Genomic DNA, 24,814 nt, shown 5'->3' on the forward strand with positions numbered 1-24,814 from the left:
CCGCGGCAGCGGGGCCGCGCCGGGGGCGGGGGCGTATGCGCCCGGCCCGGTGTTCTCCGTGCTCACGACCGCAGCTCCTTGCCCGTCAGGTCCAGGAAGACATCCTCCAGCGTGCGCCGCTCCACCGCGATGCCGTCCGGCATCACCCCGTTCTGCGCGCACCAGGACGTCACCGTGGCCAGGAGCTGGGGATCGACGGTGCCGGTCAGGCGGTACGAGCCCGGGGCCGTCTCGGCGGCGGTGGTGTCCGGCGGCAGCGCCTTGAGCAGCGAGGCCAGATCGAGGCCGGGGCGTCCGGTGAAGCTCAGGGTGTTCTCGGCGCCGCCGCGGCACAGCTCCTCGGGGGTGCCCCGCGCGATCACCCGGCCCTCGTCGATGATCACGACGTCGTCGGCCAGGGTCTCGGCCTCGTCCATGAAGTGGGTGCTCAGCACCGCCGTCACGCCGTCCGCGCGCAGCTCCCGCACCAGGTCCCAGGCGGAGCGGCGGGCCTGCGGATCCAGGCCTGCGGTCGGCTCGTCCAGGAAGACCAGCTCGGGCCGCCCGACGACGGCCATGGCCAGCGCCAGACGCTGCTGCTGGCCTCCGGACAGCCGCCGGTACGGGGTGCGGCCGCAGCCGGCCAGCCCCAGCCGTTCGATCAGCGCGCCGGTGTCCAGCGGGTGGGCGTGCAGCGCGGCCATGTGGCGCAGCATCTCCGCGGCGCGGACGGTGGGGTAGACCCCGCCGCTCTGGAGCATCACGCCGATCCGGGGCCGCAGCGCGGCGGCGTCGGCGACCGGGTCCAGGCCCAGGACGCGTACGGTCCCCGCATCCGCGCGGCGATAGCCCTCGCAGGTCTCGATGGTGGTGGTCTTGCCGGCCCCGTTGGGGCCGAGGACGGCGGTGACGGTGCCGCGTTCGACCGTGAGGTCCAGCCCGTCCACCGCCGTCCTGCTTCCGTACCGCTTCACCAGTCCCGCGACCTCGACGGCCGCCGTGTCTCGCATACGGGCGAGTCTAGGAGCCCGCGGGCGCGCCGCCCCCGCCGGGCCGCGCCGCAGGTGTTCCGGGTAAGGCACACCTTACGTGATGCATCCCATCCGGGCCGGTCAGGGCGCGGCTTGCCCGCCTCCCGGGAATTACGCAACAATGGCGTTGTGAAAAAGCGCACCCGCCGAACCGGCGGCCCGGCCGCGGCGGGCGGTGGTGCTGCGGACCCGGGGCGGAGTGAGGAGGCGCGAAGCACATGGCGACCCACCACGGCGGTGACACCCGCGCCCTTGGCCATCCGGCCCCGGACGAGCACCACGGCACGCGCAACAAGGTCGCGCGCTCCATCCTCGACCACGGCCCGTCCACCGCGGCCGAACTGGCCCAGCGGCTGGAGCTCACCCAGGCGGCGGTCCGCCGCCATCTGGACGCACTCGTCTCCGAGGGCGTCGTCGAGCCCCGCGAGAAGCGGGTCTACGGTTCGCGCGGCAGGGGCCGCCCCGCCAGGTCCTTCGCGCTCACCGACTACGGCCGCAGCGCCTTCGACCAGGCCTACGACCAGCTCGCCGTCGACGCCATGAGCTGGATAGCCCAGGCCGCGGGCGGCGGCGAGAAGGGGCGGGCCGCGGTCGCGGACTTCGCCCGCGCCCGGGTCGCCGCCCAGGCCGAGCGGTACCGCGCCGAGCTGGAACGGGCCGCACCCGAGGAGAGGGCCAGGGTTCTGGCCGAGGCCCTGTCCAAGGACGGGTACGCTGCCACCGCGCGCGGCGCGCCCGCCTCCAGCGGAGAGCAGCTCTGCCAGCACCACTGCCCGGTGGCGCATGCCGCCGAGCAGTTCCCGCAGCTGTGCGAGGCGGAGACGGAGGTCTTCTCCCGCCTGCTCGGCACCCATGTGCAGCGTCTGGCCACCATCGCCCACGGCGACGGGGTGTGCACGACGTTCATCCCCGGAGCGGCTTCCGGGGCCGCACCCGGGGCACCCAAGACATCCAAGACCACCGCAGCGACAGCATCTGCAAGCACAGCCGGGAGGAACCCCGCATGACTCTCCCCACGGAGACTGCCCACCCTGAGCTGGAGGGCCTGGGCAAGTACGAGTACGGCTGGGCCGACCCGGACTCCGCCGGCGCCTCGGCCAAGCGCGGCCTCTCCGAGGAGGTCGTCCGCGACATCTCGGACAAGAAGTCCGAGCCGGAGTGGATGCTGAAGCTCCGCATGAAGGGCCTGAAGCTCTTCGAGAAGAAGCCCATGCCGAACTGGGGCTCCGACCTGAGCGGCATCGACTTCGACAACATCAAGTACTTCGTGCGGTCCACCGAGAAGCAGGCCCAGAGCTGGGAGGACCTGCCGGAGGACATCAAGAACACCTACGACAAGCTTGGCATCCCCGAGGCCGAGAAGCAGCGCCTGGTCGCCGGCGTCGCCGCCCAGTACGAGTCCGAGGTGGTCTACCACCAGATCCGCGAGGACCTGGAGAAGCAGGGCGTCCTCTTCCTGGACACCGACACCGCGCTCAGGGAGCACCCGGAGCTGTTCCAGGAGTACTTCGGCACCGTCATCCCGGCCGGCGACAACAAGTTCGCCGCGCTGAACACCGCGGTGTGGTCCGGCGGCTCGTTCATCTACGTGCCCAAGGGCGTCCACGTGGACATCCCGCTCCAGGCCTACTTCCGGATCAACACCGAGAACATGGGCCAGTTCGAGCGGACGCTGATCATCGTCGACGAGGACGCCTACGTCCACTACGTCGAGGGCTGCACCGCGCCGATCTACCAGTCCGACTCGCTGCACTCGGCGGTCGTGGAGATCATCGTCAAGAAGGGCGCCCGCTGCCGCTACACGACCATCCAGAACTGGTCGAACAACGTGTACAACCTGGTCACCAAGCGCGCCGTGGCCTACGAGGGCGCGACGATGGAGTGGGTCGACGGCAACATCGGCTCCAAGGTGACCATGAAGTACCCGGCCGTCTACCTGATGGGCGAGCACGCCAAGGGCGAGACCCTCTCGATCGCCTTCGCGGGCGAGGGCCAGCACCAGGACGCCGGTGCCAAGATGGTGCACATGGCGCCCAACACCTCCTCCAACATCGTCTCCAAGTCGGTGGCACGGGGCGGCGGCCGCACCTCCTACCGCGGCCTGATCGAGATCGGCGAGGGTGCCGAGAACTCCAGGTCCAACGTGCTGTGCGACGCGCTGCTGGTGGACACCATCTCGCGCTCGGACACCTACCCCTACGTCGACGTCCGCGAGGACGACGTGACGATGGGCCACGAGGCGACGGTCTCCAAGGTCAGCGACGACCAGCTGTTCTACCTGATGCAGCGCGGTCTGTCCGAGGACGAGGCGATGGCGGTGATCGTGCGCGGCTTCGTCGAGCCGATCGCCAAGGAACTGCCCATGGAGTACGCCCTGGAACTCAACCGGCTGATCGAGCTGCAGATGGAGGGCGCGGTCGGCTGACCGCCCGGCCACCCGTCCTTCCCCCTCCATGACCGTGAGCCGGTCTCCGGGCGCCGACGAGCCCGGAGACCGGCGAACACAGAAGACAGAGAGTGAGCAACACGACAGCCATGGCTGAGGCTCAGAACATCCCGGCCGGGTCCACGACCGCCGGATCGATCGCGGTGGCGGCCGAGTCCACCGTCGCCACCCGGATGAGCGCGCCGCCGTCCTTCGACGTGGCGGACTTCCCGGTACCGCACGGCCGCGAGGAGGAGTGGCGCTTCACCCCGCTGGAGCGGCTGCGGGGCCTGCACGACGGCACCGCCGAGGCGGGCGGCGGCGTCAAGGTCGACGTCTCCGCGCCCGACGGCGTGACGGTGGAGACCGTCGGCCGCGACGACGCCCGGCTGGGCCGGGCCGGCAGGCCCGTCGACCGGGTCGCCGCCCAGGCCTACAGCGCCTTCGAGAAGGCCGCCGTCATCACCGTGCCCAGGGAGACCGCGCTCACCGAGCCGATCCGGGTGGGCATCCAGGGCCAGGGCGGTGTCTCCTTCGGGCACACCGTCTTCGAGCTGGGCGCCTTCGCCGAGGCCGTCGTCGTGATCGACCACACCGGCGACGGCGTGCGCGCCGCCAACGTCGAGTACGTGCTGGGCGACGGTGCCCGGCTGACGGTCGTCTCCGTGCAGGACTGGGACGACACGGCCGTGCACTGCTCCCAGCACAACGCGCTGGTCGGCCGTGACGCCACCTTCAAGTCCGTGGTCGTCACCTTCGGCGGCGACGTTGTGCGCCTCCACCCGCGCGTCAACTACGCCGGTCCCGGCGGCGAGGCCGAGCTGTACGGCCTGTACTTCACCGACGACGGCCAGCACCAGGAGCACCGCCTCTTCGTCGACCACGAGGCGTCGAACTGCCGCAGCAACGTCGTCTACAAGGGGGCCCTCCAGGGCCAGGACGCGCACGCGGTGTGGATCGGTGACGTGCTGATCCGCGCCTCGGCCACCGGTACCGACACCTACGAGCTCAACCGCAACCTCGTCCTCACCGACGGCGCGCGGGTGGACTCGGTGCCCAACCTGGAGATCGAGACCGGCGAGATCGTCGGAGCCGGCCACGCCTCGGCCACCGGCCGCTTCGACGACGAGCAGCTGTTCTACCTGATGGCGCGCGGCATCCCGGAGCAGGACGCCCGCCGCCTGGTGGTGCGCGGCTTCTTCGCCGAGCTGGTCCAGCAGATCGGCCTGCCCGACCTGCAGGACCGCCTCATCGCCAGGATCGAGGAAGAGCTGGAGGAGTCGGTCGCATGAGTACCGGAGAGAACACCGTGGACAACGCGGGCTTCGTCCGCGCCGCCTCGCTCGGCGAGCTGGAGGAGGACACTCCCAAACGGGTGGAGATCGGCGGCGTCCCGGTCTCGCTCATCCGAACAGGGGGAGAGGTCTTCGCGATCAACGACATCTGCTCGCACGCGAACGTCTCGCTCTCCGAGGGTGAGGTGGACGACTGCCACATCGAGTGCTGGCTGCACGGTTCCAGCTTCGACCTGCGCACCGGCAAGCCCGACGGACCGCCCGCCACGCGCCCCATCCCCGTATACCCCGTCAAGATCGAAGGAGACGGCCCCGACGCGGCCGTGCTCGTCTCCACCACCCAGGAGTCCTGAAGCCCCATGGCAACGCTTGAGATCCACGACCTGCACGTCTCCGTCGAAGCCGAGAACGGCCCCCGGGAGATCCTGCGCGGCGTCGACCTGACCGTGAAGCAGGGCGAGACGCACGCCATCATGGGCCCGAACGGCTCCGGCAAGTCCACCCTCGCCTACTCGCTGGCGGGTCACCCGAAGTACACGATCACCGGTGGCACCGTCACCCTGGACGGCGAGGACGTCCTGGAGATGAGCGTCGACGAGCGCGCCCGCGCCGGCGTCTTCCTCGCCATGCAGTACCCGGTCGAGGTGCCCGGCGTGTCCGTCTCCAACTTCCTGCGCACCGCCGCCACCGCCATCCGCGGCGAGGCCCCCAAGCTGCGCACCTGGGTCAAGGAGGTCAAGGAGGCCATGGAGCGCCTCAACATCGACCCTGCCTTCGCCGAGCGCAACGTCAACGAGGGCTTCTCCGGCGGTGAGAAGAAGCGACACGAGATCCTCCAGCTGGAGCTGCTCCGGCCGAGGATCGCGATCCTCGACGAGACCGACTCCGGCCTGGACGTCGACGCGCTGCGCGTCGTCTCCGAGGGCGTCAACCGCGTCCGTGAGGCCGGTGAGATCGGCACCCTGCTGATCACCCACTACACGCGTATCCTGCGCTACATCAAGCCCGACCACGTCCACGTCTTCACGGCCGGCCGGATCGCCGAGTCCGGCGGCCCGGAGCTGGCGGACAAGCTGGAGGAAGAGGGCTACGAGGCCTACGTCAAGGCCGGCCGGGCGGCATGAGCCGTATCCGCGGGGCCGCCGCGGCGGCCCCGCGCACCGACGGCGCCCCCGGCCCGGCCGGACGGGCGCGCAATGGGGTACCCACGGGGCGTGAGGCCCCGGGGGAGAACGGAGAAACACGAGCGTGACACAGTTGCCGGGCCTTCTCGACACGGACGCGATCCGCAAGGACTTCCCGCTGCTGGACCGCACGGTCCACGACGGGAAGAAGGTCGTGTACCTGGACAACGCGGCGACCTCCCAGAAGCCGAACCAGGTGCTCGACGCGCTGAACGACTACTACGCGCGGCACAACGCCAACGTCCACCGCGGCGTGCACGTGCTCGCCGAGGAGGCCACGGCGCTGTACGAGGGGGCGCGCGACAAGGTCGCCGCCTTCGTCAACGCCCCGAGCCGCGACGAGGTGATCTTCACCAAGAACGCCTCGGAGTCGCTCAACCTCGTGGCGAACATGCTCGGCTGGGCCGACGAGCCCTACCGCGTCGACGACCGGACCGAGATCGTCATCACGGAGATGGAGCACCACTCCAACATCGTGCCCTGGCAGCTGCTGGCGCAGCGCACGGGCGCGAAGCTGAAGTGGTTCGGCCTCACCGACGACGGCCGCCTGGACCTGTCGAACATCGACGAGGTCATCACCGAACGGACCAAGGTCGTCTCCTTCGTGCTGGTCTCCAACATCCTGGGCACGGTCAACCCGGTCGAGACGATCGTCCGCCGCGCCCAGGAGGTCGGCGCGCTGGTGGTGGTCGACGCCTCCCAGGCCGCCCCGCACATGGCGGTGGACGTCCAGGCGCTCCAGGCCGACTTCGTGGCCTTCACCGGCCACAAGATGTGCGGGCCGACCGGCATCGGTGTGCTGTGGGGCCGCCAGGAGCTGCTGGAGGACCTGCCGCCCTTCCTCGGCGGCGGCGAGATGATCGAGACCGTCTCGATGCACTCCTCCACCTACGCCCCCGCACCCCACAAGTTCGAGGCGGGTACGCCGCCGATCGCGCAGGCCGTCGGGCTGGGCGCCGCCGTGGACTACCTGACCTCGATCGGCATGGACCGCATCGCGGCCCACGAGCACGCGATCACCGAGTACGCGGTGCGCAGGCTCCAGGAGGTCCCCGGCCTGAAGATCATCGGCCCGCCCACGGCCGAGGACCGCGGCGCCGCGATCTCCTTCGCGCTCGGCGACATCCACCCCCACGACGTGGGCCAGGTGCTCGACGAGCAGGGCATCGCCGTCCGGGTCGGCCACCACTGCGCCAGGCCCGTCTGCCTCAGGTACGGAATTCCCGCGACCACCCGGGCGTCGTTCTATCTGTACTCCACCCCGGCGGAGGTCGACGCCCTGGTGGAGGGACTGGAACACGTACGGAACTTCTTCGGTTGATGTTCCGTGACCGACGACGGACGACCGCAGCGGCTGAAGGTGACTCGTGAAGCTTGACTCCATGTACCAGGACGTGATCCTGGACCACTACAAGCACCCGCACGGACGGGGGCTGCGCGACGGCGACGCCGAGGTGCACCACGTCAACCCGACGTGCGGCGACGAGATCACCCTGCGGGTGAGGATGGACGGCTCCACCGTCGCGGACGTCAGCTACGAGGGGCAGGGCTGCTCCATCAGCCAGGCCAGCGCCTCGGTGCTGAACGAACTGCTGGTCGGAAAGGATCTGACCGAGGCGCGCCGGGTTCAGGAGACCTTCCTGGAGCTGATGCAGTCCAGGGGCCGGATCGAGCCGGACGACGCGATGGAGGAGGTCCTGGAGGACGCGGTCGCGTTCGCCGGGGTCTCCAAGTACCCGGCACGCGTGAAGTGTGCCCTGCTGAGCTGGATGGCATGGAAGGACGCCACCGCCCAGGTCCTGGGTGACGGCTCCGCCGAGAACGAGGCCGGGCAGAAGGCCGAGGAGAGGACCGCATGAGCGAGACGCCGACCACGACGAAGCCGGCGAGCGAGGACGAGGTCCGCGAGGCGCTGTACGACGTGGTGGACCCCGAGCTGGGCATCGACGTCGTCAACCTGGGCCTGATCTACGGCATCCACGTCGACGACGACAACACCGCCACGCTGGACATGACGCTGACGTCCGCGGCCTGCCCGCTGACCGACGTGATCGAGGACCAGGCGAAGTCGGCGACCGACGGCATCGTCAGTGAACTGCGCATCAACTGGGTCTGGATGCCGCCGTGGGGCCCGGACAAGATCACCGACGAGGGCCGCGAGCAGCTCCGCGCACTCGGCTTCAACGTCTGAGACACCGGGCGGCGCCCGGGCGTCCAGCGCCCTCCCCGCCGGCCGGGCCCCTTCGCGGGCCCCGGCCGGCGGCGTGTGCGCGCCCGGGCGCCGCCCGGGGCGGGGACGGGGCGGTCGGCGGCCCCGCCGCCCCGCTGCGTAGCCTCGGCGCATGGTGTACCTGATGCTGACCTGCGCGATCCTGGCCGAGGTGCTGGCGACCACCTCGATGAAGTACAGCGACGGTTTCACCCGGCTGTGGCCCACCCTGGGGACCGCAGCCGGATACCTCGTCGCGTTCGCCCTGCTCGCGCAGACGCTCAAGACCATGTCAGTGGGCACCGCGTACGCGATCTGGTCGGGTGTCGGCACCGCGGCCATCGCCGTGATCGGCATGGTCTTCATCGGCGAGGCGGTCAACGCCGCCAGGATCACCGGAATCCTCCTGGTCATCGCCGGGGTGGTGGTCCTCAACCTCGGCGGCGGCGGCCACTGAGCGGCCCTGCTCACGCGTACCGGCCCGTCCGGCCCGTCCGGCCGGTGGGACCGGTTCGCGCTCGCGGAAGGTGTCCGGTTAGCGTTTGGCCATGACCGAAGCACCCGCATCCGCACCCCGTACGACCGGCGCAGTCGCCGCCGGACTGGCCACCGTCGCGCTGGAGGGGGGCTCCGTACTCGACACCTGGTTCCCCGCGCCCGAGCTGACCGACGCGCCCGGCCCCGCCGGTACCGAGCGGCTGAGCGCCGGACGCGCCGCCGAGCTGCTGGGCGACGCCGCGCCGCAGGCCCTGGGCCCGGACCGGGTCCGCGGCGTCGAGGTCATCGCCGTCCGCACCGTCATCGCCTCGCTGGACGACAAGCCCCTGGACGCGCACGACGCCTATCTGCGGCTGCACCTGCTCAGCCACCGCCTGGTGCGGCCGCACGGCCAGAACCTGGACGGGATCTTCGGTCTGCTCGCCAACGTGGCCTGGAGCAATCTCGGGCCCGTCCCCGTCGAGAGGGCCGAGCAGGCCCGTCTCGCCGCCCGCGCCGAGGGCAGGCAGCTCACGGTCACCAGCGTCGACAAGTTCCCCCGGATGACCGACTACGTCATCCCCAAGGGCGTGCGCATCGGCGACGCCGACCGGGTGCGTCTGGGCGCCCACCTCGCCTCCGGCACCACCGTGATGCACGAGGGCTTCGTCAACTTCAACGCCGGGACGCTGGGCACCTCCATGGTCGAGGGCCGCATCAGCGCGGGCGTCGTCGTCGACGACGGCTCCGACATCGGCGGCGGCGCCTCGATCATGGGCACCCTCTCCGGTGGCGGCAAGCAGACCATCTCCATCGGCAGGCGCTGCCTGCTGGGCGCCGAGGCCGGCATCGGCATCTCGCTGGGCGACGACTGCATCGTGGAGGCGGGCCTGTACCTGACGGCCGGCACCCGCGTCGCCCTGCCCGACGGCAAGGTCGTCAAGGCGCTGGAGATGTCCGGCGCGAACAACCTCCTCTTCCGCCGCAACTCCACCACCGGAGCCGTCGAGGCCCTCCAGCGGTCCGGCTCCTGGGGCGGTCTGAACGAGGCCCTGCACAGCCACAACTGACGCCGCACCGGGCACACCCCGGCGCCGGGGAACCGGCCGGGCCCGCCGCTCCCACCGGGCGGCGGGCCCGTTACGCTGTGCGGCCATGGGCGATCTCATGACCGGGGTGCGGTACCTGGGGCAGGGCCAGAAGTGGGTCCTGCGCAACGGACGGTGGTTCGGCTTCGGGCTGCTGCCCGCACTCATCACCCTGGTCCTCTACACGGCGGTCCTGGTCGCCCTCGGCTTCTGGGCCGACGACCTGGCCGCCTGGGCCACACCGTTCGCCGACGACTGGTCCTCGCCCTGGGCCGGGCTGCTGCGCGGCACGTTCACCGTGCTGCTGTTCGCCGGCGGCCTGCTGATGGCGGTGCTCACCTTCACCGCCGTCACCCTGCTCGTCGGAGACCCCTTCTACGAGTCCCTGTCGGAGAAGGTCGAGGAGTCCGAGGGCGGCTGCCCCGAGGGCCCGGACGTCTCGCTGCTGCGCGGGCTGTGGATCTCCCTGTGCGACAGCCTCTACGTCCTGGTGCGGGCCCTGGCCTTCGGCGTGGTGCTGTTCCTGCTCGGCTTCGTCCCCGTCGCCGGCCAGACCGTCGTGCCCGTCGCCGGCCTCGCCGTCTCGGGGTTCTTCCTGACGCTGGAACTCACCTCGGTCGCCATGCAGCGCCGTGACATCCCCGTCCGCGAGCGGCTGCGGATGCTGCGCGGACGCAAGGCGCTCGCGGTCGGCTTCGGGGCACCGCTGGCACTGTGCTTCCTGGTGCCGCTGGCCGCGGTCCTCCTGATGCCGGGCGCGGTCGCGGGCGCCGCCCTCCTGGTGCGGGACCTGGCGGGTGCGCCCGCGGCCGGGGAGCAGGCCGCGGGGGAGCCGCAGGGGCCGTACGGGCCGCAGGGGACGTGGGCCGAGCCGGGCGGACCGGGCGGACCGGGCGGACCGGCCTGATCACGCCCGGGGGCACCGGTCCGGATCACCGGGACAGCGTCTCCCTGAGGGTGTCGGCCAGCCGCGCGGTCAGCGCCTCGTCGGCCGGCAGCAGCGGCGGGCGCACCGGGCCGCCCGGCAGTCCCGCCGCCGCGAACAGCGCCTTGACCGAGACCGCGCCGGGCACCTGGGACATCATCGCGTCGACCAGCGGCACCAGGGTCTGATGGCGCCGGGCGGCCTCGGCATGGTCGCCGGCGTCGAAGGCGTCCAGGACGCCGCGTACGGCCGGACCCGCCACGTTGGCGACCGTGCTCACGCAGCCGTGGGCGCCGATCGCGCGCAGCGGCAGGTTCGCCTCCTCGCAGCCGGAGTAGTGGGCAAGCCCGGTGGAGGCCAGCACCTTCGCCGTTTTCAGCAGGTCGTGGGCGCAGTCCTCGACCGCGCGGATGCGCGGGTGCCGCGCGAGCCGGGACAGCGTCTCCACCGTCAGCGCGGTGCCCGTCCCGGTGCGGGCGGGGGCGTCCTGGAGCATCACCGGCAGCTCGGTGGCGTCGGCGACGGCGGCCAGATGGCGGGCGACGGCCTCCTGGGCGGGGCGGGGGCAGTACGGCGTGACGACCAGCAGGCCGTGGGCGCCCGCCTCCTCGGCGGCCCGCGCCAGTTCCATCGAGTGCCGGGTGTCGGCGGAACCGACGCCGGCGACGATCCGGGCCCGGTCGCCGACCTCCTCGGCCACGGCCCGTACCAGCGCGGTCTTCTCGTCGTCGGAGGTGGTCGGCGACTCGCCGGCGGTGCCGCTGAGCACCAGGGCGTCGCAGCCGGCCCGGTCCACCAGATGGGCGGCCAGCCGCCGGGCGCCGGGGAGGTCCAGGACGCCGGAGGGGTCGAACGGAGTGATCATGGCGGCGGCGACGCGGCCGAAGGGGGAGTCGGGCATGGGGGCGAGTCTGGCTCACACGGAAACGGCCGGTCCAACCGGCCCGGTCAGCGGTCGCTCCGGCCCGAGTCGCGTTCCCGGGGGGGGGGGGGGGGGACTCGTCGGTGCGCAGAACCATTCCGGCAGGAGCCTCCCGCAGATCGATCCCCTCCCCGAAGCCGACGGTCAGGTGGCTGCGGTACTCGTTCTCCTCGGGGCGGGTGAACAGGTGGCACTGCCCGCTGTACGGATCGACGATCGGACAGGCGGGAACTCCGGCGTCGGCGTACGCCTCGTGTTTCTTCCCGTAGTCGTTCTCCCCGGTACGGCCCGTGCCGGGGAATGTGCCGGCCGTGCCGCCTCCCCGGGAAAGGGGAGGCGGCACGGCCGGCGCTCACGGGGATGCCCCGCCTCAGGGGCGGAAGCGGATCACCTGGGGGTCGTGGTCGCTCGCCTGGTCGGCGAACTCCGCGTTGACGTGCACGATGTCGTAGTCGAAGCGGCGGATGCCCGGGGAGACCAGGGTCTGGTCCAGCACCTGGGCGTTGCCGTCGTAGACGTAGGTGTAGCGATCGTCCTCGGGCAGCGAGAGCACCGCGCTGCGCAGCGCGCCGCCCGCGGTCAGCTCGCGGGTGGTGGCGGAGAACTCGAAGTCGTTGATGTCGCCGAGGACGACGACGTTCGCCTTCCGCTGCACCGCCAGCACCTGCCGTACGAAGTGGTTGACCACCCTCGCCTGCGCGGTGCGCTGGACCTCGGAGGAGCGGACGGGCGGCTGGACGGCCGCGTGCAGGGACTGGTCGCCGCCCTTGGAGGCGAAGTGGTTGGCGACCACGATGACGGTGCGGCCGCGGAAGCGGAACTCGCCGGCCAGCGGCTTGCGGCTGTCCTCCCAGGCCGTGTCGTTCGGCGCGACGCGGGCGGGGGAGTGGGTCAGCACGGCCCGGCCGCGCTCGCGCTCCACGCCGACCGCGGTGGTGGCGTCACCGCCGGGCCGGTCCACGAAGGAGACCCGCTCGGGGTTGAAGAGGAAGACGTTGCGGATGTTGCCGCCGGGCCGGCCGCCGTCGGCGTCGTCGACCGGGTCGACGACGCGCCACTCGTAGCGCGGGCCGCCCGCGGCCGCGATGGCGTCGGTGAGCTTCGCGAGCGTGGCGCCGGCGGAGACCACCTCGTCGTTCACCGGGCCGTTGTCGTCCTGGATCTCCTCCAGGGCGACGATGTCGGGGGAGGCGAGGCTGTCCACCACGCCCCGGGCCAGCCGGTCGAACTTCTCCTGGCCGTTGCCGGGGTGGAGGTTCTCCACGTTGTAGGTGGCCACGGCCAGTTCGCCGCGGCGCTGGGCGCGGGTGCGCTCGCGCTCCGGGCCGCGGTCCTCGACCTCGCCCAGCTCGCGGGCGGCCACCAGGTAGCCGCCGTACTGCTCGTAGTCCAGCGGGCCGGTGGTGGCGCCGGCCAGCACGTCGCCGGTGTCCGCGGTGGGGAAGGGCTCCTGGGACAGCGGGGTGAGCGACTCGATCTTGAGGCGGCCGGAGTTCTGCTCGCCGTAGCCGCCGTAGACGGTGCCGCCGCGTGCCGAGGGGTTCTGCTCCGGCCTGACGGTCACCCACAGTTCGGCGTACCGGGTGCTGGGGCCGGTCACGCGGGCGTCGCGGACCTGCACGTCCATGCCCTCCAGGGACTCGTACAGGTCCAGCGCGTAGGTCCCGGGGCGCAGTTCGAGCCCCTCGATGCTCCCGCCCGCGGCCGGGTCGCCCTGGGGCGCGTACGCCTCGGGGACGGAGGCGGGGTCCAGGGCCACCGGGGCGGGCAGGGGGTTGCCGGAGGAGACCACGGTCACCTGGGGCCGGGATATCTGGGTGAGGGTCTGGTTGCCCGACGAGTTGCCGCCGGGGCGGTACTCGGTGACCGTGCCCGAGACGCTCACCAGATCGCCGACGGCCACCCGGGGGGTGGAGCCGGTGTAGACGAAAAGGCCCTCGCTGGTGGCCGGATCCCCGTCGGGGGCGGTGTCCTGCATCCAGAAGCCGCGCGAGCCGTAGGCGCGCACGCCAGTGACGACGCCGGACACCTGCGCCACCTGCTCGCCGGCCAGCGGCGAGGTGCGGGTGGTGCCCTGGACGTCGTGGATGCGGACCGCGCCGGCCGGTTCCGCCGCCGAGGCGGGGACGGCCAGCAGCGTTGAGGTCAGGGCCGCGACGGTGAGTGCGGCGGTACGGGCCGCCTGGGATCTGCTCAAGGGGTTCCTCCGGGACGGTGCTGTGGGTGCCGGGCGTGCCGGGCTTACTGGGTGCACAGGGAGGGAAAGCCGGAGTGCGGTGCCGGGGGCGGGGCGACCGGTTCCACCGCCCCCCGGCCCCGCCTCCGGCACCGGTGGAGCCGGTGACGCTGCCCGTGGTTCGCACTGTGCGGTTTCTACGCGCGTAACGTGCCGCTCTGGTCAGGTGCTTGTCAAGCAACTACCGGTGTACGCGGGCGGAAGGGCCGGTGAACCGGACGGTGGGCGCGGAAGCCGTCTACGCTGGGGCAGCGATCACAACGCCCGCCTCATCGAATCGAGGAGCGCCTCCCACATGACCGGTGACGACCGTCCCACCGTGCCGCCCGTACGGCTGCCCGCCGAAGCCGAACTGGCGCGGGACGCGCTGGCCTCACCGCTGCTGTCCCGGGCCGCCCGGCTCGCGCGCTGGGCCGGGGAGGGGGTCCTGGTCGGCGCCGGGGGCGAGCTGTCCGACGAGTCGCTGGAGCGGGCCGCCGCCCACCTCGGCCTCGACGGCGAGGAGGACGGGCTCGCGCATGCCGAGCAGGCATGGGACACGGCCCTGGACACCGGCCTGCTGGAGATCCGCGAGGGCGAAGGGACTGACGAGAACGGCGGGAACGACGGGGACGGGGAGGGCACGGCGACCCCCGGGGAGGAGCTTTCCCTGCTCACCGGGGGCGCCCCCGGTGACGTACTGGGCATCTGGCTCGACGGCCTGGAGGCGGCCCTCGCGGACGCCGCCGCCCCCGCCCTGGAGGATCTGCTCGGCGAACTGGGTGCCGAGGTCGAGGACGGCCGGATCGATCCGGACTCCCTCGACCTCGACGCGCTGGACTGGGACCCGGAGGAGGAGGCCGACTTCCTCGACGGCGCCCTGGGCAACCTCTACGTCCTGACCGCGACCGACCCCGCCGTGACGGCCGGGGCGATGGTGCCGCTGCCGGTGCTCGCCGCCTCGATGGTCGCCCCGGAGGACATGGAGCACCCCACCGACTCCGTTCTGGAGGACGTCTCGACGGCGATGGTGAGGCTGGACGAGCAGTTCCGGATGCTGGAGCCGGCCGGGATCGTCGACTACAGGCCCGTTGACGAGGCCCTGATCGAGGAGGCCGACGGCGACGGCACCGGCGGACTCGACGACTCCGATGGTCCGGACGAGGAGGACGTGGCCCGCTACGGCATGGTCCGCCTGACCCCGCTCGGCCTGTACGGCGTGCGGCAGCGGCTGCTGGAGGCGGGTGTCCACGCCCCGGTCGTGGGCGATCTGGCACAGGAGGGCGCCGAGAAGCTGCTGGCCGCCCTGCCCGGCCACGGGGAGGAGGCGGCCCGCCACGAGATCGAGCTGTGGCTCACCCGGCGTGCCCCCCTGGAGGCCGCCCGCGAACTCCTCGCCGCCGCCCGGGGCGACGACCGGGACGCGCCGCGCCGCCGCCTGGCCTGCCAGCAGGCCCTCTCGATCACCGGCGCGGAGGCCGAGCCCGCCCTGCGTGAGGTCCTCGACGACGGCCACCTGGGCGGACTGGCCCGGGTGTGGCTCTCCGAGCGGGGCTTCGCCGACGTGCCGGCGCCGTCGGAGGAGATGGTGTTCTGGCTGACCGTGGACACCCTGGCCGCCCAACTGGCCACCGAGGAGGGCGGGGACGATTCGGAGGAGCTGCGCGAACTGGTGCGGGGCCTGGTCGACCAGCACAGCGGCTTCTTCGACAAGGCGTGGCGCGTCGACCACCCGGCGACCGGGGAGGTGCTGGAGGCGATGAGCCGTGTGCACCCCGACCGCAAGGCGGCGAAGGACGCCCGCAAGGCTGCGTACAGGGCGCGGTCGCGCGGCTGAGCCGACCGGTTCGGCCCGTGTTCAACCCGCGTTCGCCGGAGGGCGGGATCGTGGTCGGCGCCGTGCCATCGCGCAGAGCCGACGGGAGGGACGACGCCGACCAGCAGCGAAGTCGGTCGCCCAGACCTCAGCAGGCGGTCGGTCGTGGCCGGGGCCGGGATCGCCCTCACCGGCGGTGCGGGCATCCTGGCCGGCACCCCGGGCGCCTCCGGCGCCCCGGACCGCGACGACCGTGACGGACACCGCGGGCGGCCGGAGAGCGGCGCACCGCGGGGCTACGGTCCGCTGGTGCCCGACCCCGAGGGGGTGCTCGCCCTGCCGCGGGCTTCTCGTACCGCGTCCTCACGCACTGCGGGGTCACCCGGCTGGAGACCGGTGAGCCCACCCCGGCCAGGCACGACGGCACCGCCGCCTTCGACGGGCCCCGGGGCAGGACGCTGCTGGTCAACAACCACGAGCTGAAGGGCCCCCGCGGCGACTGGGAGTACCCGGTTCCGCTCGCCGAGGGACTGGTCTACGACCCGGCCGCCGCGGGGGGCTGCACGGTCGTGGAGGTCTCGCACGACGGGGAGAAGCTCGCCGAGTGGGTGGGCATCGCCGGCACCTCCACCAACTGCGCGGGCGGGGTGACCCCCTGGGGCACCTGGCCGACCTGCGAGGAGAACTCCGACCGGGCCGGCGAGAGGGGCATGACCCGCGACCACGGCTACGTCTTCGAGGTCGACCCGCGCGACCGGCGCGCCGGCCGCGACCCCCGGCCCGTCAAGGCGCTGGGCCGCTTCGACCACGAGGCCGTCGTCGTGGACCCGCGGCGCGGCCACATGTATCTGACGGAGGACGACTCCGGTCCCAACGGCCTGTTCTACCGGTGGGTGCCGCCGCACGGCTTCCGGCACGGACGGGGGATGCTGCGCTCACTGGCCGACGACGCGGGTGTCCTCCAGGCGTTCCGCTGCTTCGACTCCGGCGGCCGCTTCGTCGACGACCTCTCCCGCGCGGTGCAGCCCGGCACGGTCTACGGGGTGGACTGGGTGGACCTCCCCGACCGCGACGCCCGCGAGGTGCCCGTCCGCAGGCAGTTCACCAGGAGCGAGGTCACCCGCGCCCGCAAGCTGGAGGGCATGTGGTGGGCCGACGGCGGAGCGTACGTGGTGGCCTCCTACGCCCGTGACGGGGACAGTCCCGGCGATCCCCACGACGGCCAGGTGTGGTTCTACGACCCCCGGCGCCGCACCCTCACGCTCGGGCTGCGCTTCGGGGCCAACCGCGAACCGCACGAGCCCGGCGGTCTCGACGGCCCGGACAACATCACGGTCTCACCGTACGGCGGGGTGATCATCGCCGAGGACGGCGAGGGGCTCCAGCACCTGATGGCCGCGGACGACCGCGGCAGGGCGTTCCCGATCGCGCGCAACGAGGTGAACATCGGCACGGAGGAGGAGCCGGAGTACAGCGAGTTCGCCGGGGTCTGCTTCTCGGGGGACGGCCGGACGCTGTTCGCCGGGATCCAGGAGCCCGGCGTCCTGCTGGCGATCACCGGCCCCTGGCGGCGCCACTGAGCAGCCACCGCGCCGTCGCCGGGCCGCTCTCACCGGCGGTCCGGACGGAGGCGGGGAGCGCATGGAAGTGCCCGCGGGAGATCGTCTCCCGCGGGCACTTCCATGCCGGTGTCGGTGCCGGGCCGACACCGCGTACGGTGCCGGCCCGCAGCCGTGCGCGGCTTCAGGCGGCGGCGGTCATCCCGGGCCGCTCGGCCGCCCGCCACAGGCTCCGCAGCCGGTCCAGCTCGGCGAGCTCCGCCCGGGACCAGGGACGGTCTCCGTGGGCGCGGACGAAGGCGCGGAGCGCCTCGTTCGCCTGGGCGGGGGTCAGGGGCCCGGAAGCCGGGTGTCCTTGCTCGGGAGTGGTGGACATATGACCAGCGTAGGGGCTGGGTGTGACAGCGGCGGATCCCCCCGGTTTCCCTTCCGTCGCGTAATTCAAACCTCAATCGCTCCACAAATGCCCGAAATGGCCCCTGACCTGCGAATATGGCTGTCGGTGCGGGGAGTTGGACCTACCGGGCCGGTCGGCGGATGCGATGGATGTCACTCCCGCCGGCTCTCCCGCGGTGCGGCCGGTATCCCGCGGCAAGGGTCTTCACGACTCCTGCGCGACTTCCGCGCGACCCGACCCCGCTCCCTCTCCGCCCTCCTGCGGCCGGCACTCCCGGTACCGGCTCTCCTACAGGGCCGCGCCGCCCGGCTTCACCATGCCGCGGACGGTGCGGGAGTCCACGTAGTCACCCAGCGCCGTCATCTCCCACTCGCCCGAGAACTGGCGGATCAGCTTGCACATCAGCACGCCCGTGCGCGATTCGGAGCCGGTCAGGTCGAAGCGGACCAGCTCCTCGCCGGTGGCGGCGTCCAGCAGTCGGCAGTACGCCTTGGCGACCTCGGTGAACTTCTGCCCGGAGAAGGAGTTGACCGTGAAGACCAGCCCCGTCACCTGCGGCGGCAGACCCCCCAGGTGGACGGTGATGGCCTCGTCGTCGCCCGCGCCCTCACCGGTGAGGTTGTCGCCGGAGTGCTGGATCGCCCCGTTCAGGATGGCGAGCTTGCCGAAATAGCAGTTGTCGATCTTCTTTCGGTTGGCGTCGTAGGCGATGACCGACGCGTCGAGGTCGACGTTCTTGCCGCGGAAGGCGGGCTCCCAGCCCAGGCCCATCCGGACCGAGGCCAGCAGCGGTTTGCCGCCCTTGACCAGGGAGACGGTCTCGTGCTTTCGCAGGTCCACCCGGCCCTTGTCCAGGTTGATCTTTCCGGCGGCGGCAGCGGGGGCGGCGGGCGCGGGCGCGGGCGCAGGAGTGGCAGTGGGAGCGGCGGCGGGCGGCGCGGCCGGCATGACCGGAGCCGCGGGCGCGGCGGGCTCCTCCACCGTCACGCCGAAGTCCGTGGCGATGCCCGCCAGCCCGTTGGCGTACCCCTGGCCGACCGCGCGGACCTTCCAGGCACCGCCCCTGCGGTACACCTCGACCACCACCAGTGCCGTCTCCGGACCCAGCCGGGGCGGGGTGAAGGTGGCCACCACCGCGCCGCTCGCCGCGTCCCGAACGGTCGCGGTGGGCTCGGTGCCGGCGAAGGTCGCGCCCGGGGCGTCGAGACTGGCCGTCACAACGATCTTCTCGATGCCGGCGGGCACCGCGGTGGTGTCCACGGTGACGGTGTCGAGGCCGCCCGCGGAACTGTGGGCCACCCCCGGGGCGGAGGGTTGGTTGTAGAAGACGAAGTCGTCGTCGGAGCGCACCTTCCCGTCGGCGGCGATCAGCAGGCCGGAGACGTCGAGCCGCGCCGGCGCGGTGACGTCCACCGCCACACGCGCGGTGGGCAGCGGAAGGTTCGAACCGGGAGTCATTGCAGTCATGGCCCGGATAACGGACCGGGTCGCTTTACGGTTCCATTACCTCTGCCGCCCGGGGCACCCCGGGCCTCAGTTGGGCGGGCGTGAGTGCCCGAAGAGCAGACGGTAGGCGATCAGCAGCACCAGGGAACCGCCGACCGCCGAGACCCACAGGGCCGGGTCGTAGAAGTCCCGCTCCACCGGGCGGTCCAGATAGGTCGCCGACAGCCAGCCGCCCACGAAAGCCCCGACGATGCCGATGAGCGTGGTGCCCACCAGTCCGCCCGGGTCGCGGCCGGGCAGCAGGATCTTGGCGACGACCCCCGTGACCAGTCCGAGCACCAGCCAGCTCACGATGTCCACGATCGAACCCCTCCCCGCCGCGGGCCCCCGCCCGCGGTCCGTGATCTTCGCGGGCCATCATGCCCGAACGGGGGCGCCCTCGAACACCTTCCGGCCGGGCGGCGGAAGCGGTGCGGAACGCGCCGCCCCGGCGTGCGTGCCCCGGGCCGTCCGGCGGCTCGTGCCCCGGGGCCGCACCGGGTCCGCGGCCGCACGGCGGCGTCGACGGGCATGCCGTACGGAGGCGGGCGTCGTCATCTCACCACTGAGCCCCGTTCATGTCCATGAGAGCGCCGGGGAGTCCGGCCGGACCCCGCCTGGATCCCGCCAGGGATGCCATGGTGCGGAAGCCGATGCTCAGGGCCCGGATCCCGGGAAGCGGACGAATTCGACGCACTGTTCAGATACACGTACATGTGACACCTCCATGGACGACTGTACGGGAGTGGGTGAGGCTGTCGCGGTCCGGTTCTGTGATCTACCCTTCGCCCGTCCCGCCCGTCCGAACCCGTCTCACACCAAGGAGCCGCCGATGCGCGCTTCCGCGTTCGTCTACCCCTGGGACGTCGTCGGTGACCCGGCCGCCGCCCGCCGGATCGCCGATCTCGGCGTCGAGCAGGTCACCCTCGCCTCCGCCTACCACTCCACCAGGGCGCTCACCCCCCGCCATCCGCGCCACCGCGTCGTCGCCGCCCGGCACTCCGCCGTCTACTACCCGGTGGACCCGGCCCGCTGGGAGAGCCGGAGGCTGCGTCCGTACACGCAGGACTGGGTCGCGGGCGAGGACCCGTACGGCGAGGCCGCGGCCGCTCTGGCCGATGCCGGACTGGAGGTGCACTCCTGGGTGATCCTCGCCCACAACACCCGGCTCGGCGGCGAGCACCCGCATCTGACCGTGCGCAACGCCTACGGCGACCGCTACCCCTGGGCGCCCTGCATCGCGCGGGAGGAGGTGCGCGCCTACGCCGCCGCCCTGGCCGCCGAGGCCGCCGTACGGCCCGGCGCGCGCGGGGTGGAACTGGAGTCCTGCGGCTGGTACGGGCTGGGGCACCTGAGCGCCCACGACAAGACCGGCGGGGTGCGGCTGGGTGGGGCCGGCCGGTACCTGATGTCGCTGTGCTTCTGTCCGGAGTGCGAGGCGGGGTACGCCGCGCACGGCGCCGACCCCGAGCGGCTGCTGCGTGCCACGGCCGGAGCGCTGGAGCCGCTGTGGCGCGGGGAGCGCGAGGAGGCCGCCGGCGGCGGACGCGCCCGGGAGTGGGAGGAGGTGGAGAAGCTGCTGGGGCAGGAGCTCGCACGGGCCGCCGCGAGCTGGCGCGAACAGGTAGCGAGCGCTTTCCAAGCCGAGGTCGTGACAGCCGTGCGGAAGGCCGCCGCGGCCCGGCGGACGGAAGGATTCCGGGTGCTGCTGCACGCCGATCCGGCGCCCCACCGCTGCGGCGCCGACGTCGGCGTGGACCCCGCGGGCGTCCTCGCCCTGGCCGACGGGGTGGTGCTGCCGTGCACCGGGGACGGTGCCGAACGTGAGGCCGTCCTGGCACCTTTCGGCCCCCACCGGACCCCCTCCACCGTGCTCGCCGCTAACCTCACGGTGGTCGGCGGGATGGGCGGGCGCCCCGCGGAGCTGGCCGGGGACGCCGCGCACGCCCGGGAGCTGGGGGCGACCGAAGTGCGGCTGTACCACGCCGGCCTGGCCTGTGACGCGGACCTGGCGGCCGTGCGCACCGCGCTGTCCCGGCTGGACTGAGTCGGCACCGGTCCGGACCGAGTCGGGCCGAACCGGCGCGCGAGCGCGCCGCGCGACAGCTCCGTGTGATCGTCGGCGAACCTGCCGTTGCGTACGGTAAGCGCTTTCAGGGCGGTCCTCGAAAGTTCCGCCAGAACCGTTGACGGAGCCCGGGGGCCGCCCTAGTTTCATCCCACCGCACGTCGTACGCGATACGTCATACGCCATATCTCGTGCGTCATATACCAGATGCCGTATGCGGGTGTGCGCCGCATCCCGAGCGCCGCGCGCACCTCCGCCCGTACGCCCGTCGCCACAGCCGACCTGAGAGCCGACCGCATGAGAGCCCCCCTGACCGGTCTCGCACCGGTACCCGTCCCCTCCAGGACGCAGTACGTCATGGAGCATCTGACCCACGCCATCCTCACCGGGCAGCTCCCGCCCGGGCAGCCGCTGGTGGAGACCGAACTGGCCGCGAGATTCGGCGTGTCCAAGACCCCGGTCCGCGAGGCGCTGAAGACCCTCGCGGGCCGCGGGCTGGTCGTGATGAGCGAGTACAAGGGCGCCACCGTGCGCACCGTGGACGCCTCGATGGCCCGCTCGGTCTACGACGTGCGGCTGCTGCTGGAGCCGGAGGCGCTGCGCCGCACCGTCACGGCGAAGGCGGACCTGGCCGGGGCCCGGGCCGCGCTGGAGCGGGCCGACGACGCCGCCGACCGGGCCGACCGCTCACTGGCCAACCGGGACTTCCACCGGGCCCTGTACCTGCCCTGCGGCAACCCGCTGCTGACGCGGATGCTCGACGATCTGCGGGACCAGGCGGCCCTGGTGTCCACCGTCGCCTGGGAGGCCGTGCCCTCCTGGGAGCGCGAGGCCGCCGAGCACCGGGAGATCCTCGCCCGCGCCCTGAACGGGGACGCCGACGGCGCGGCCCGGCTGCTGCGAGACCACATCGAGGGATTCGTCCGCCGGGCCTTCCCGGCCATGGAGAACCAGGAAGGTCAGGTCCAGGCATGACGGACTTCTCCCCCCAGCGGGCCGCACTCGCCGATGTCGTGGCGATCCCGGTCACACCGTTCGACGAGCGGGGCCGGATGGACGCCGACATCTACCGCGCCCTGGTCCGCCGGCTGCTGGACGCCGGAATCCGCGCCGTCACCCCCAACGGCAACACCAGCGAGTTCTACTCCCTCACCCCCGAGGAGAGGCGGCTGGAGGTCGAACTGACCGTGGCCGAGGCCGAGGAGGCCGGAGGAAGGGCCGAGGTCGTCGTGGGCGTCGGCCACGACCCGGCGACCGCGGTCGCCGCCGCAGAGCAGGCCCGCGACGCCGGGGCGCGGATGGTGATGGTCCACCAGCCCGTCAACCCCTACGTCTCGCAGGCCGGGTGGGTGGACTACCACCGGGTCATCGCCGAGGCCGTCCCCGAGCTGGGCGTCGTCCCCTATCTGCGCAGCCCCCTCATCGACGGCTCGGCCCTCGCCCGGCTCGGCGAGGCGTGCCCCAACGTCATCGGCGTCAAGTACGCCGTACCCGACGCCGCGCGCTTCGCGGCCTTCGCCCGCGACGCCGGCCCGGACCGCTTCGTGTGGGTGGCCGGACTCGCCGAGCTGTACGCGCCGGCCTACTTCGCCTGCGGCGCCACCGGCTTCACCTCCGGCCTGGTCAACGTGGCCCCGCGGATCTCGCTGGAGATGCTCCGCGCCCTGCGGGCGGGGGACTTCGGCGCCGCGATGGAGGTGTGGGAGAGCATCCGCGTCTTCGAGGACCTGCGCGCCGCACAGCAGTCGGCCAACAACGTCTCCGTCGTCAAGGAGGCCCTGGCCCACCTCGGCCTGTGCCGCCGCGACGTCCGCCCGCCGAGCCGGACGCTGCCCGACGAGCAGCGCGCCGGGATCGCCGAGATCGTCAAGGGATGGGATGCGGCGTGACCGACCAGCACAGCCGGCACGGACAGCACGAGCAGCACGGTCGAAGCGGCGGCCCCCGCGCCCGCCGCGCCGCCGGGGAACTGCGCAGCCACCAGTGGTACGGCACCGACGGGCTGCGCTCGTTCAGCCACCGCGCCCGCACCCGGCAGCTCGGCTACCTCCCCGAGGAGCACCTGGGCAAGCCGGTCATCGCGATCCTCAACACCTGGTCCGACATCAATCCCTGCCACCAGCACCTGCGCGAGCGCGCCGAGGCGGTCAGGCGCGGGGTGTGGCAGGCCGGCGGCTTCCCTCTGGAGTTCCCCGTCTCCACCCTCTCGGAGACCTTCCAGAAGCCCACCCCCATGCTCTACCGCAATCTGCTCTCCCTGGAGACCGAGGAGCTGCTGCGCTCCTACCCGGTGGACGGCGCGGTGCTGATGGGCGGCTGCGACAAGACCACCCCCGCCCTGCTGATGGGCGCGGCCAGCGCCGACCTGCCCACCGTCTTCGTCCCCGCCGGACCCATGCTGCGCGGCCACTGGCGCGGCGAGACCCTCGGCTCGGGCACCGACATGTGGAAGTACTGGGACGACAAGCGAGCCGGCCTCATCGGCGACTGCGAGATGGCCGAACTGGAGTGCGGCCTGGCCCGTTCGCCCGGCCACTGCATGACCATGGGCACCGCCTCCACCATGACCGGGGCGGCCGAGGCACTGGGCGTGACCATGCCCGGAGCGTCCTCCATCCCCGCCGTCGACTCCGGCCACTCCCGGATGGCCGCTGCGGCCGGGCTCCGGATCGTGGAGATGGCGTGGGAGGACCGCAGGCTCTCCACCGTCCTGACCCGCGAGGCGTACGAGGACGCCGTCGCGTGCGTGTGCGCGCTGGGCGGCTCCACCAACGCCGTCATCCATCTGATCGCCATGGCCGGGCGGTCGGGTGTCGGCCTCACCCTGGACGACTTCGACCGGATCGCCCGCACCACGCCCGTGCTGGCCAACCTCAGACCCGGCGGGAAGTACCTGATGGAGGACTTCCACTACGCGGGCGGCATGCCCGGCTTCCTCTCCCGGCTGCGGGACCACCTCCACCTGGACCGGCCCACCGTCGCCCACGACACACTGCGCGAGCAGATCGCCGGCGCCCTCGTCCACGACGACGACGTCATCCGCACCGCCGGCAACCCGCTCGCGGCCGAGGGAGGCGTGGCCGTCCTGCGCGGCAACCTCGCCCCGGACGGCGCGGTCATCAAGCACATCGCCGCCGAGCGGCACCTGATGAGGCACACCGGCCCGGCGGTCGTCTTCGACGACTACCGCACCATGCAGGCCACCATCAACGACCCGGACCTGGGCATCACCGCCGAGAGCGTGCTGGTGCTGCGCGGCTCCGGACCGCTGGGCGGACCGGGCATGCCGGAGTACGGAATGCTGCCGATCCCCGACCACCTGCTCAAGCAGGGCGTGCGCGACATGGTCCGCCTCTCCGACGCCCGGATGAGCGGCACCAGCTATGGCGCCTGCGTCCTGCACATCGCCCCCGAGTCCCATGTGGGCGGGCCGCTGGCCCTGGTGGAGACCGGCGACCTGATCACCCTCGACGTGGCCGCGCGCACCCTGCGCCTGGAGGTCGACGACGCCGAACTGGAACGCCGGCGCTCCGCCTGGCGTCCGCCCGAGCGGCGCTGCGGACGCGGCTACGGGGCGCTGTACGAGGAGCACATCACCCAGGCGGACACCGGCTGCGACTTCGCCTTCCTCGCCCGCCCCGGCGAGGTCCCCGAACCCTACGCGGGCTGACCGCCCGCACCGCACCACCGACCGCCCGAACCACCCGCCGACACGACATCTCGAACGACGTTCGACAGT

The 24,814-nt window shown here is 72.6% G+C and carries 22 protein-coding genes and 2 pseudogenes; 17 read left to right on the forward strand and 7 right to left on the reverse strand.

What is annotated here, in order from left to right:
- Positions 1–62: 62 nt before the first annotated feature.
- Positions 63–989: an ABC transporter ATP-binding protein gene (locus ACGRHY_RS21220; protein ID WP_394636909.1), complete on the reverse strand. Its 927-nt coding sequence runs from the start codon at positions 987–989 to the stop codon at positions 63–65.
- Positions 990–1,228: 239 nt separating this feature from the next.
- Here ACGRHY_RS21220 and ACGRHY_RS21225 point away from each other — a divergent pair, with 239 nt between their 5' ends.
- The 11 genes from ACGRHY_RS21225 (at position 1,229) to ACGRHY_RS21275 (ending at position 10,595) form a co-directional block, all read left to right on the forward strand.
- Positions 1,229–2,017: a helix-turn-helix transcriptional regulator gene (locus ACGRHY_RS21225; protein ID WP_394636910.1), complete on the forward strand. Its 789-nt coding sequence runs from the start codon at positions 1,229–1,231 to the stop codon at positions 2,015–2,017.
- Positions 2,014–3,435 carry a Fe-S cluster assembly protein SufB gene (gene sufB, locus ACGRHY_RS21230; protein ID WP_394636911.1) on the forward strand — a complete coding sequence of 474 codons (1,422 nt, stop codon included), beginning with the start codon at positions 2,014–2,016 and terminating at the stop codon, positions 3,433–3,435. The genes ACGRHY_RS21225 and sufB overlap by 4 nt, the downstream gene beginning before the upstream one ends.
- A gap of 110 nt (positions 3,436–3,545) precedes the next feature.
- A complete protein-coding gene (sufD, locus tag ACGRHY_RS21235; RefSeq protein WP_394636912.1) occupies positions 3,546–4,727 on the forward strand; it encodes a Fe-S cluster assembly protein SufD in 1,182 nt (393 codons plus the stop codon).
- Complete coding sequence (locus ACGRHY_RS21240) at positions 4,724–5,083, forward strand: non-heme iron oxygenase ferredoxin subunit (RefSeq protein WP_394636913.1); 360 nt, start codon at positions 4,724–4,726, stop codon at positions 5,081–5,083. The genes sufD and ACGRHY_RS21240 overlap by 4 nt, the downstream gene beginning before the upstream one ends.
- A gap of 6 nt (positions 5,084–5,089) precedes the next feature.
- Positions 5,090–5,854 carry a Fe-S cluster assembly ATPase SufC gene (gene sufC, locus ACGRHY_RS21245; RefSeq protein WP_394636914.1) on the forward strand — a complete coding sequence of 255 codons (765 nt, stop codon included), beginning with the start codon at positions 5,090–5,092 and terminating at the stop codon, positions 5,852–5,854.
- A 124-nt stretch (positions 5,855–5,978) separates the two neighbouring features.
- Positions 5,979–7,235 carry a cysteine desulfurase gene (locus ACGRHY_RS21250; protein WP_394636915.1) on the forward strand — a complete coding sequence of 419 codons (1,257 nt, stop codon included), beginning with the start codon at positions 5,979–5,981 and terminating at the stop codon, positions 7,233–7,235.
- A gap of 46 nt (positions 7,236–7,281) precedes the next feature.
- Positions 7,282–7,773 (forward strand): Fe-S cluster assembly sulfur transfer protein SufU, encoded by a 492-nt coding sequence (gene sufU, locus ACGRHY_RS21255; protein WP_394636916.1) that lies wholly within the window; start codon positions 7,282–7,284, stop codon positions 7,771–7,773.
- On the forward strand, positions 7,770–8,105 hold the full coding sequence (locus ACGRHY_RS21260; RefSeq protein ID WP_394636917.1) for a metal-sulfur cluster assembly factor: 336 nt from the start codon (positions 7,770–7,772) through the stop codon (positions 8,103–8,105). The genes sufU and ACGRHY_RS21260 overlap by 4 nt, the downstream gene beginning before the upstream one ends.
- A 151-nt stretch (positions 8,106–8,256) precedes the next feature.
- On the forward strand, positions 8,257–8,580 hold the full coding sequence (locus ACGRHY_RS21265) for a DMT family transporter (protein ID WP_394636918.1): 324 nt from the start codon (positions 8,257–8,259) through the stop codon (positions 8,578–8,580).
- A 91-nt stretch (positions 8,581–8,671) separates the two neighbouring features.
- Positions 8,672–9,670: a 2,3,4,5-tetrahydropyridine-2,6-dicarboxylate N-succinyltransferase gene (dapD, locus tag ACGRHY_RS21270; RefSeq protein ID WP_394636919.1), complete on the forward strand. Its 999-nt coding sequence runs from the start codon at positions 8,672–8,674 to the stop codon at positions 9,668–9,670.
- A gap of 85 nt (positions 9,671–9,755) precedes the next feature.
- Positions 9,756–10,595, forward strand: coding sequence for an EI24 domain-containing protein (locus ACGRHY_RS21275; protein WP_394636920.1), 840 nt, complete (start codon positions 9,756–9,758; stop codon positions 10,593–10,595).
- A 25-nt stretch (positions 10,596–10,620) separates the two neighbouring features.
- On the opposite strand, the gene dapA is transcribed toward ACGRHY_RS21275, so the two are convergent.
- The 3 genes and pseudogenes from dapA to ACGRHY_RS21290 form a co-directional block, all read right to left on the reverse strand.
- Complete coding sequence (gene dapA / locus ACGRHY_RS21280) at positions 10,621–11,514, reverse strand: 4-hydroxy-tetrahydrodipicolinate synthase (RefSeq protein ID WP_394636921.1); 894 nt, start codon at positions 11,512–11,514, stop codon at positions 10,621–10,623.
- Positions 11,515–11,635: 121 nt separating this feature from the next.
- Positions 11,636–11,878: pseudogene (locus tag ACGRHY_RS21285) on the reverse strand (Uma2 family endonuclease); the annotation flags it as partial.
- Positions 11,879–11,905: 27 nt separating this feature from the next.
- Entirely contained in the window at positions 11,906–13,732 is a 1,827-nt protein-coding gene (locus tag ACGRHY_RS21290; protein ID WP_394636922.1) for a DUF8508 domain-containing protein, read from the reverse strand.
- A 334-nt stretch (positions 13,733–14,066) separates the two neighbouring features.
- Between ACGRHY_RS21290 and ACGRHY_RS21295 the strand changes: the two genes are divergently transcribed.
- Positions 14,067–15,587, forward strand: a complete 1,521-nt coding sequence (locus ACGRHY_RS21295; RefSeq protein WP_394636923.1) for a hypothetical protein — start codon at positions 14,067–14,069, stop codon at positions 15,585–15,587.
- A 144-nt stretch (positions 15,588–15,731) separates the two neighbouring features.
- Positions 15,732–17,146: pseudogene (locus tag ACGRHY_RS21300) on the forward strand (alkaline phosphatase PhoX).
- 163 nt (positions 17,147–17,309) lie between these two features.
- Here ACGRHY_RS21300 and ACGRHY_RS21305 read toward each other — a convergent pair.
- From ACGRHY_RS21305 to ACGRHY_RS21315, 3 genes are all read right to left on the reverse strand, one after another.
- The gene (locus tag ACGRHY_RS21305) at positions 17,310–17,501 is read right to left on the reverse strand and encodes a hypothetical protein (protein ID WP_394636924.1); all 192 of its coding nucleotides are present in this window, start codon (positions 17,499–17,501) and stop codon (positions 17,310–17,312) included.
- Positions 17,502–17,810: 309 nt separating this feature from the next.
- A complete protein-coding gene (locus ACGRHY_RS21310; RefSeq protein WP_394638144.1) occupies positions 17,811–18,980 on the reverse strand; it encodes a TerD family protein in 1,170 nt (389 codons plus the stop codon).
- A gap of 75 nt (positions 18,981–19,055) precedes the next feature.
- Positions 19,056–19,328, reverse strand: coding sequence for a GlsB/YeaQ/YmgE family stress response membrane protein (locus tag ACGRHY_RS21315; protein WP_394636925.1), 273 nt, complete (start codon positions 19,326–19,328; stop codon positions 19,056–19,058).
- A 511-nt stretch (positions 19,329–19,839) separates the two neighbouring features.
- On the opposite strand from ACGRHY_RS21315, the gene ACGRHY_RS21320 reads away from it, so the two are divergent.
- From ACGRHY_RS21320 to araD, 4 genes are all read left to right on the forward strand, one after another.
- Positions 19,840–21,054 (forward strand): hypothetical protein, encoded by a 1,215-nt coding sequence (locus tag ACGRHY_RS21320; protein WP_394636926.1) that lies wholly within the window; start codon positions 19,840–19,842, stop codon positions 21,052–21,054.
- A gap of 318 nt (positions 21,055–21,372) precedes the next feature.
- The gene (locus tag ACGRHY_RS21325) at positions 21,373–22,050 is read left to right on the forward strand and encodes a GntR family transcriptional regulator (RefSeq protein ID WP_394636927.1); all 678 of its coding nucleotides are present in this window, start codon (positions 21,373–21,375) and stop codon (positions 22,048–22,050) included.
- Positions 22,047–22,964, forward strand: a complete 918-nt coding sequence (locus tag ACGRHY_RS21330) for a dihydrodipicolinate synthase family protein (protein ID WP_394636928.1) — start codon at positions 22,047–22,049, stop codon at positions 22,962–22,964. Before ACGRHY_RS21325 ends, ACGRHY_RS21330 begins: the two co-directional genes overlap by 4 nt.
- An 80-nt stretch (positions 22,965–23,044) precedes the next feature.
- The gene (gene araD, locus ACGRHY_RS21335) at positions 23,045–24,745 is read left to right on the forward strand and encodes an L-arabinonate dehydratase (RefSeq protein ID WP_394638145.1); all 1,701 of its coding nucleotides are present in this window, start codon (positions 23,045–23,047) and stop codon (positions 24,743–24,745) included.
- Positions 24,746–24,814 lie beyond the last annotated feature (69 nt).

This window comes from Streptomyces shinuiensis (assembly GCF_043660855.1).
GTDB lineage: Bacteria > Actinomycetota > Actinomycetes > Streptomycetales > Streptomycetaceae > Streptomyces.

What these genes read in the sequence shown, in the direction of transcription:
- ACGRHY_RS21220 (WP_394636909.1), bottom strand. Translation starts at nt 989, where the DNA reads ATGCGAGACACGGCGGCCGTCGAGGTCGCGGGACTGGTGAAGCGGTAC.
- ACGRHY_RS21225 (WP_394636910.1), top strand. Translation starts at nt 1,229, where the DNA reads ATGGCGACCCACCACGGCGGTGACACCCGCGCCCTTGGCCATCCGGCC.
- sufB (WP_394636911.1), top strand. Translation starts at nt 2,014, where the DNA reads ATGACTCTCCCCACGGAGACTGCCCACCCTGAGCTGGAGGGCCTGGGC.
- sufD (WP_394636912.1), top strand. Translation starts at nt 3,546, where the DNA reads ATGGCTGAGGCTCAGAACATCCCGGCCGGGTCCACGACCGCCGGATCG.
- ACGRHY_RS21240 (WP_394636913.1), top strand. Translation starts at nt 4,724, where the DNA reads ATGAGTACCGGAGAGAACACCGTGGACAACGCGGGCTTCGTCCGCGCC.
- sufC (WP_394636914.1), top strand. Translation starts at nt 5,090, where the DNA reads ATGGCAACGCTTGAGATCCACGACCTGCACGTCTCCGTCGAAGCCGAG.
- ACGRHY_RS21260 (WP_394636917.1), top strand. Translation starts at nt 7,770, where the DNA reads ATGAGCGAGACGCCGACCACGACGAAGCCGGCGAGCGAGGACGAGGTC.
- ACGRHY_RS21265 (WP_394636918.1), top strand. Translation starts at nt 8,257, where the DNA reads ATGGTGTACCTGATGCTGACCTGCGCGATCCTGGCCGAGGTGCTGGCG.
- dapD (WP_394636919.1), top strand. Translation starts at nt 8,672, where the DNA reads ATGACCGAAGCACCCGCATCCGCACCCCGTACGACCGGCGCAGTCGCC.
- ACGRHY_RS21275 (WP_394636920.1), top strand. Translation starts at nt 9,756, where the DNA reads ATGGGCGATCTCATGACCGGGGTGCGGTACCTGGGGCAGGGCCAGAAG.
- dapA (WP_394636921.1), bottom strand. Translation starts at nt 11,514, where the DNA reads ATGCCCGACTCCCCCTTCGGCCGCGTCGCCGCCGCCATGATCACTCCG.
- ACGRHY_RS21295 (WP_394636923.1), top strand. Translation starts at nt 14,067, where the DNA reads ATGACCGGTGACGACCGTCCCACCGTGCCGCCCGTACGGCTGCCCGCC.
- ACGRHY_RS21305 (WP_394636924.1), bottom strand. Translation starts at nt 17,501, where the DNA reads ATGTCCACCACTCCCGAGCAAGGACACCCGGCTTCCGGGCCCCTGACC.
- ACGRHY_RS21310 (WP_394638144.1), bottom strand. Translation starts at nt 18,980, where the DNA reads ATGACTCCCGGTTCGAACCTTCCGCTGCCCACCGCGCGTGTGGCGGTG.
- ACGRHY_RS21320 (WP_394636926.1), top strand. Translation starts at nt 19,840, where the DNA reads ATGCGCGCTTCCGCGTTCGTCTACCCCTGGGACGTCGTCGGTGACCCG.
- ACGRHY_RS21325 (WP_394636927.1), top strand. Translation starts at nt 21,373, where the DNA reads ATGAGAGCCCCCCTGACCGGTCTCGCACCGGTACCCGTCCCCTCCAGG.
- ACGRHY_RS21330 (WP_394636928.1), top strand. Translation starts at nt 22,047, where the DNA reads ATGACGGACTTCTCCCCCCAGCGGGCCGCACTCGCCGATGTCGTGGCG.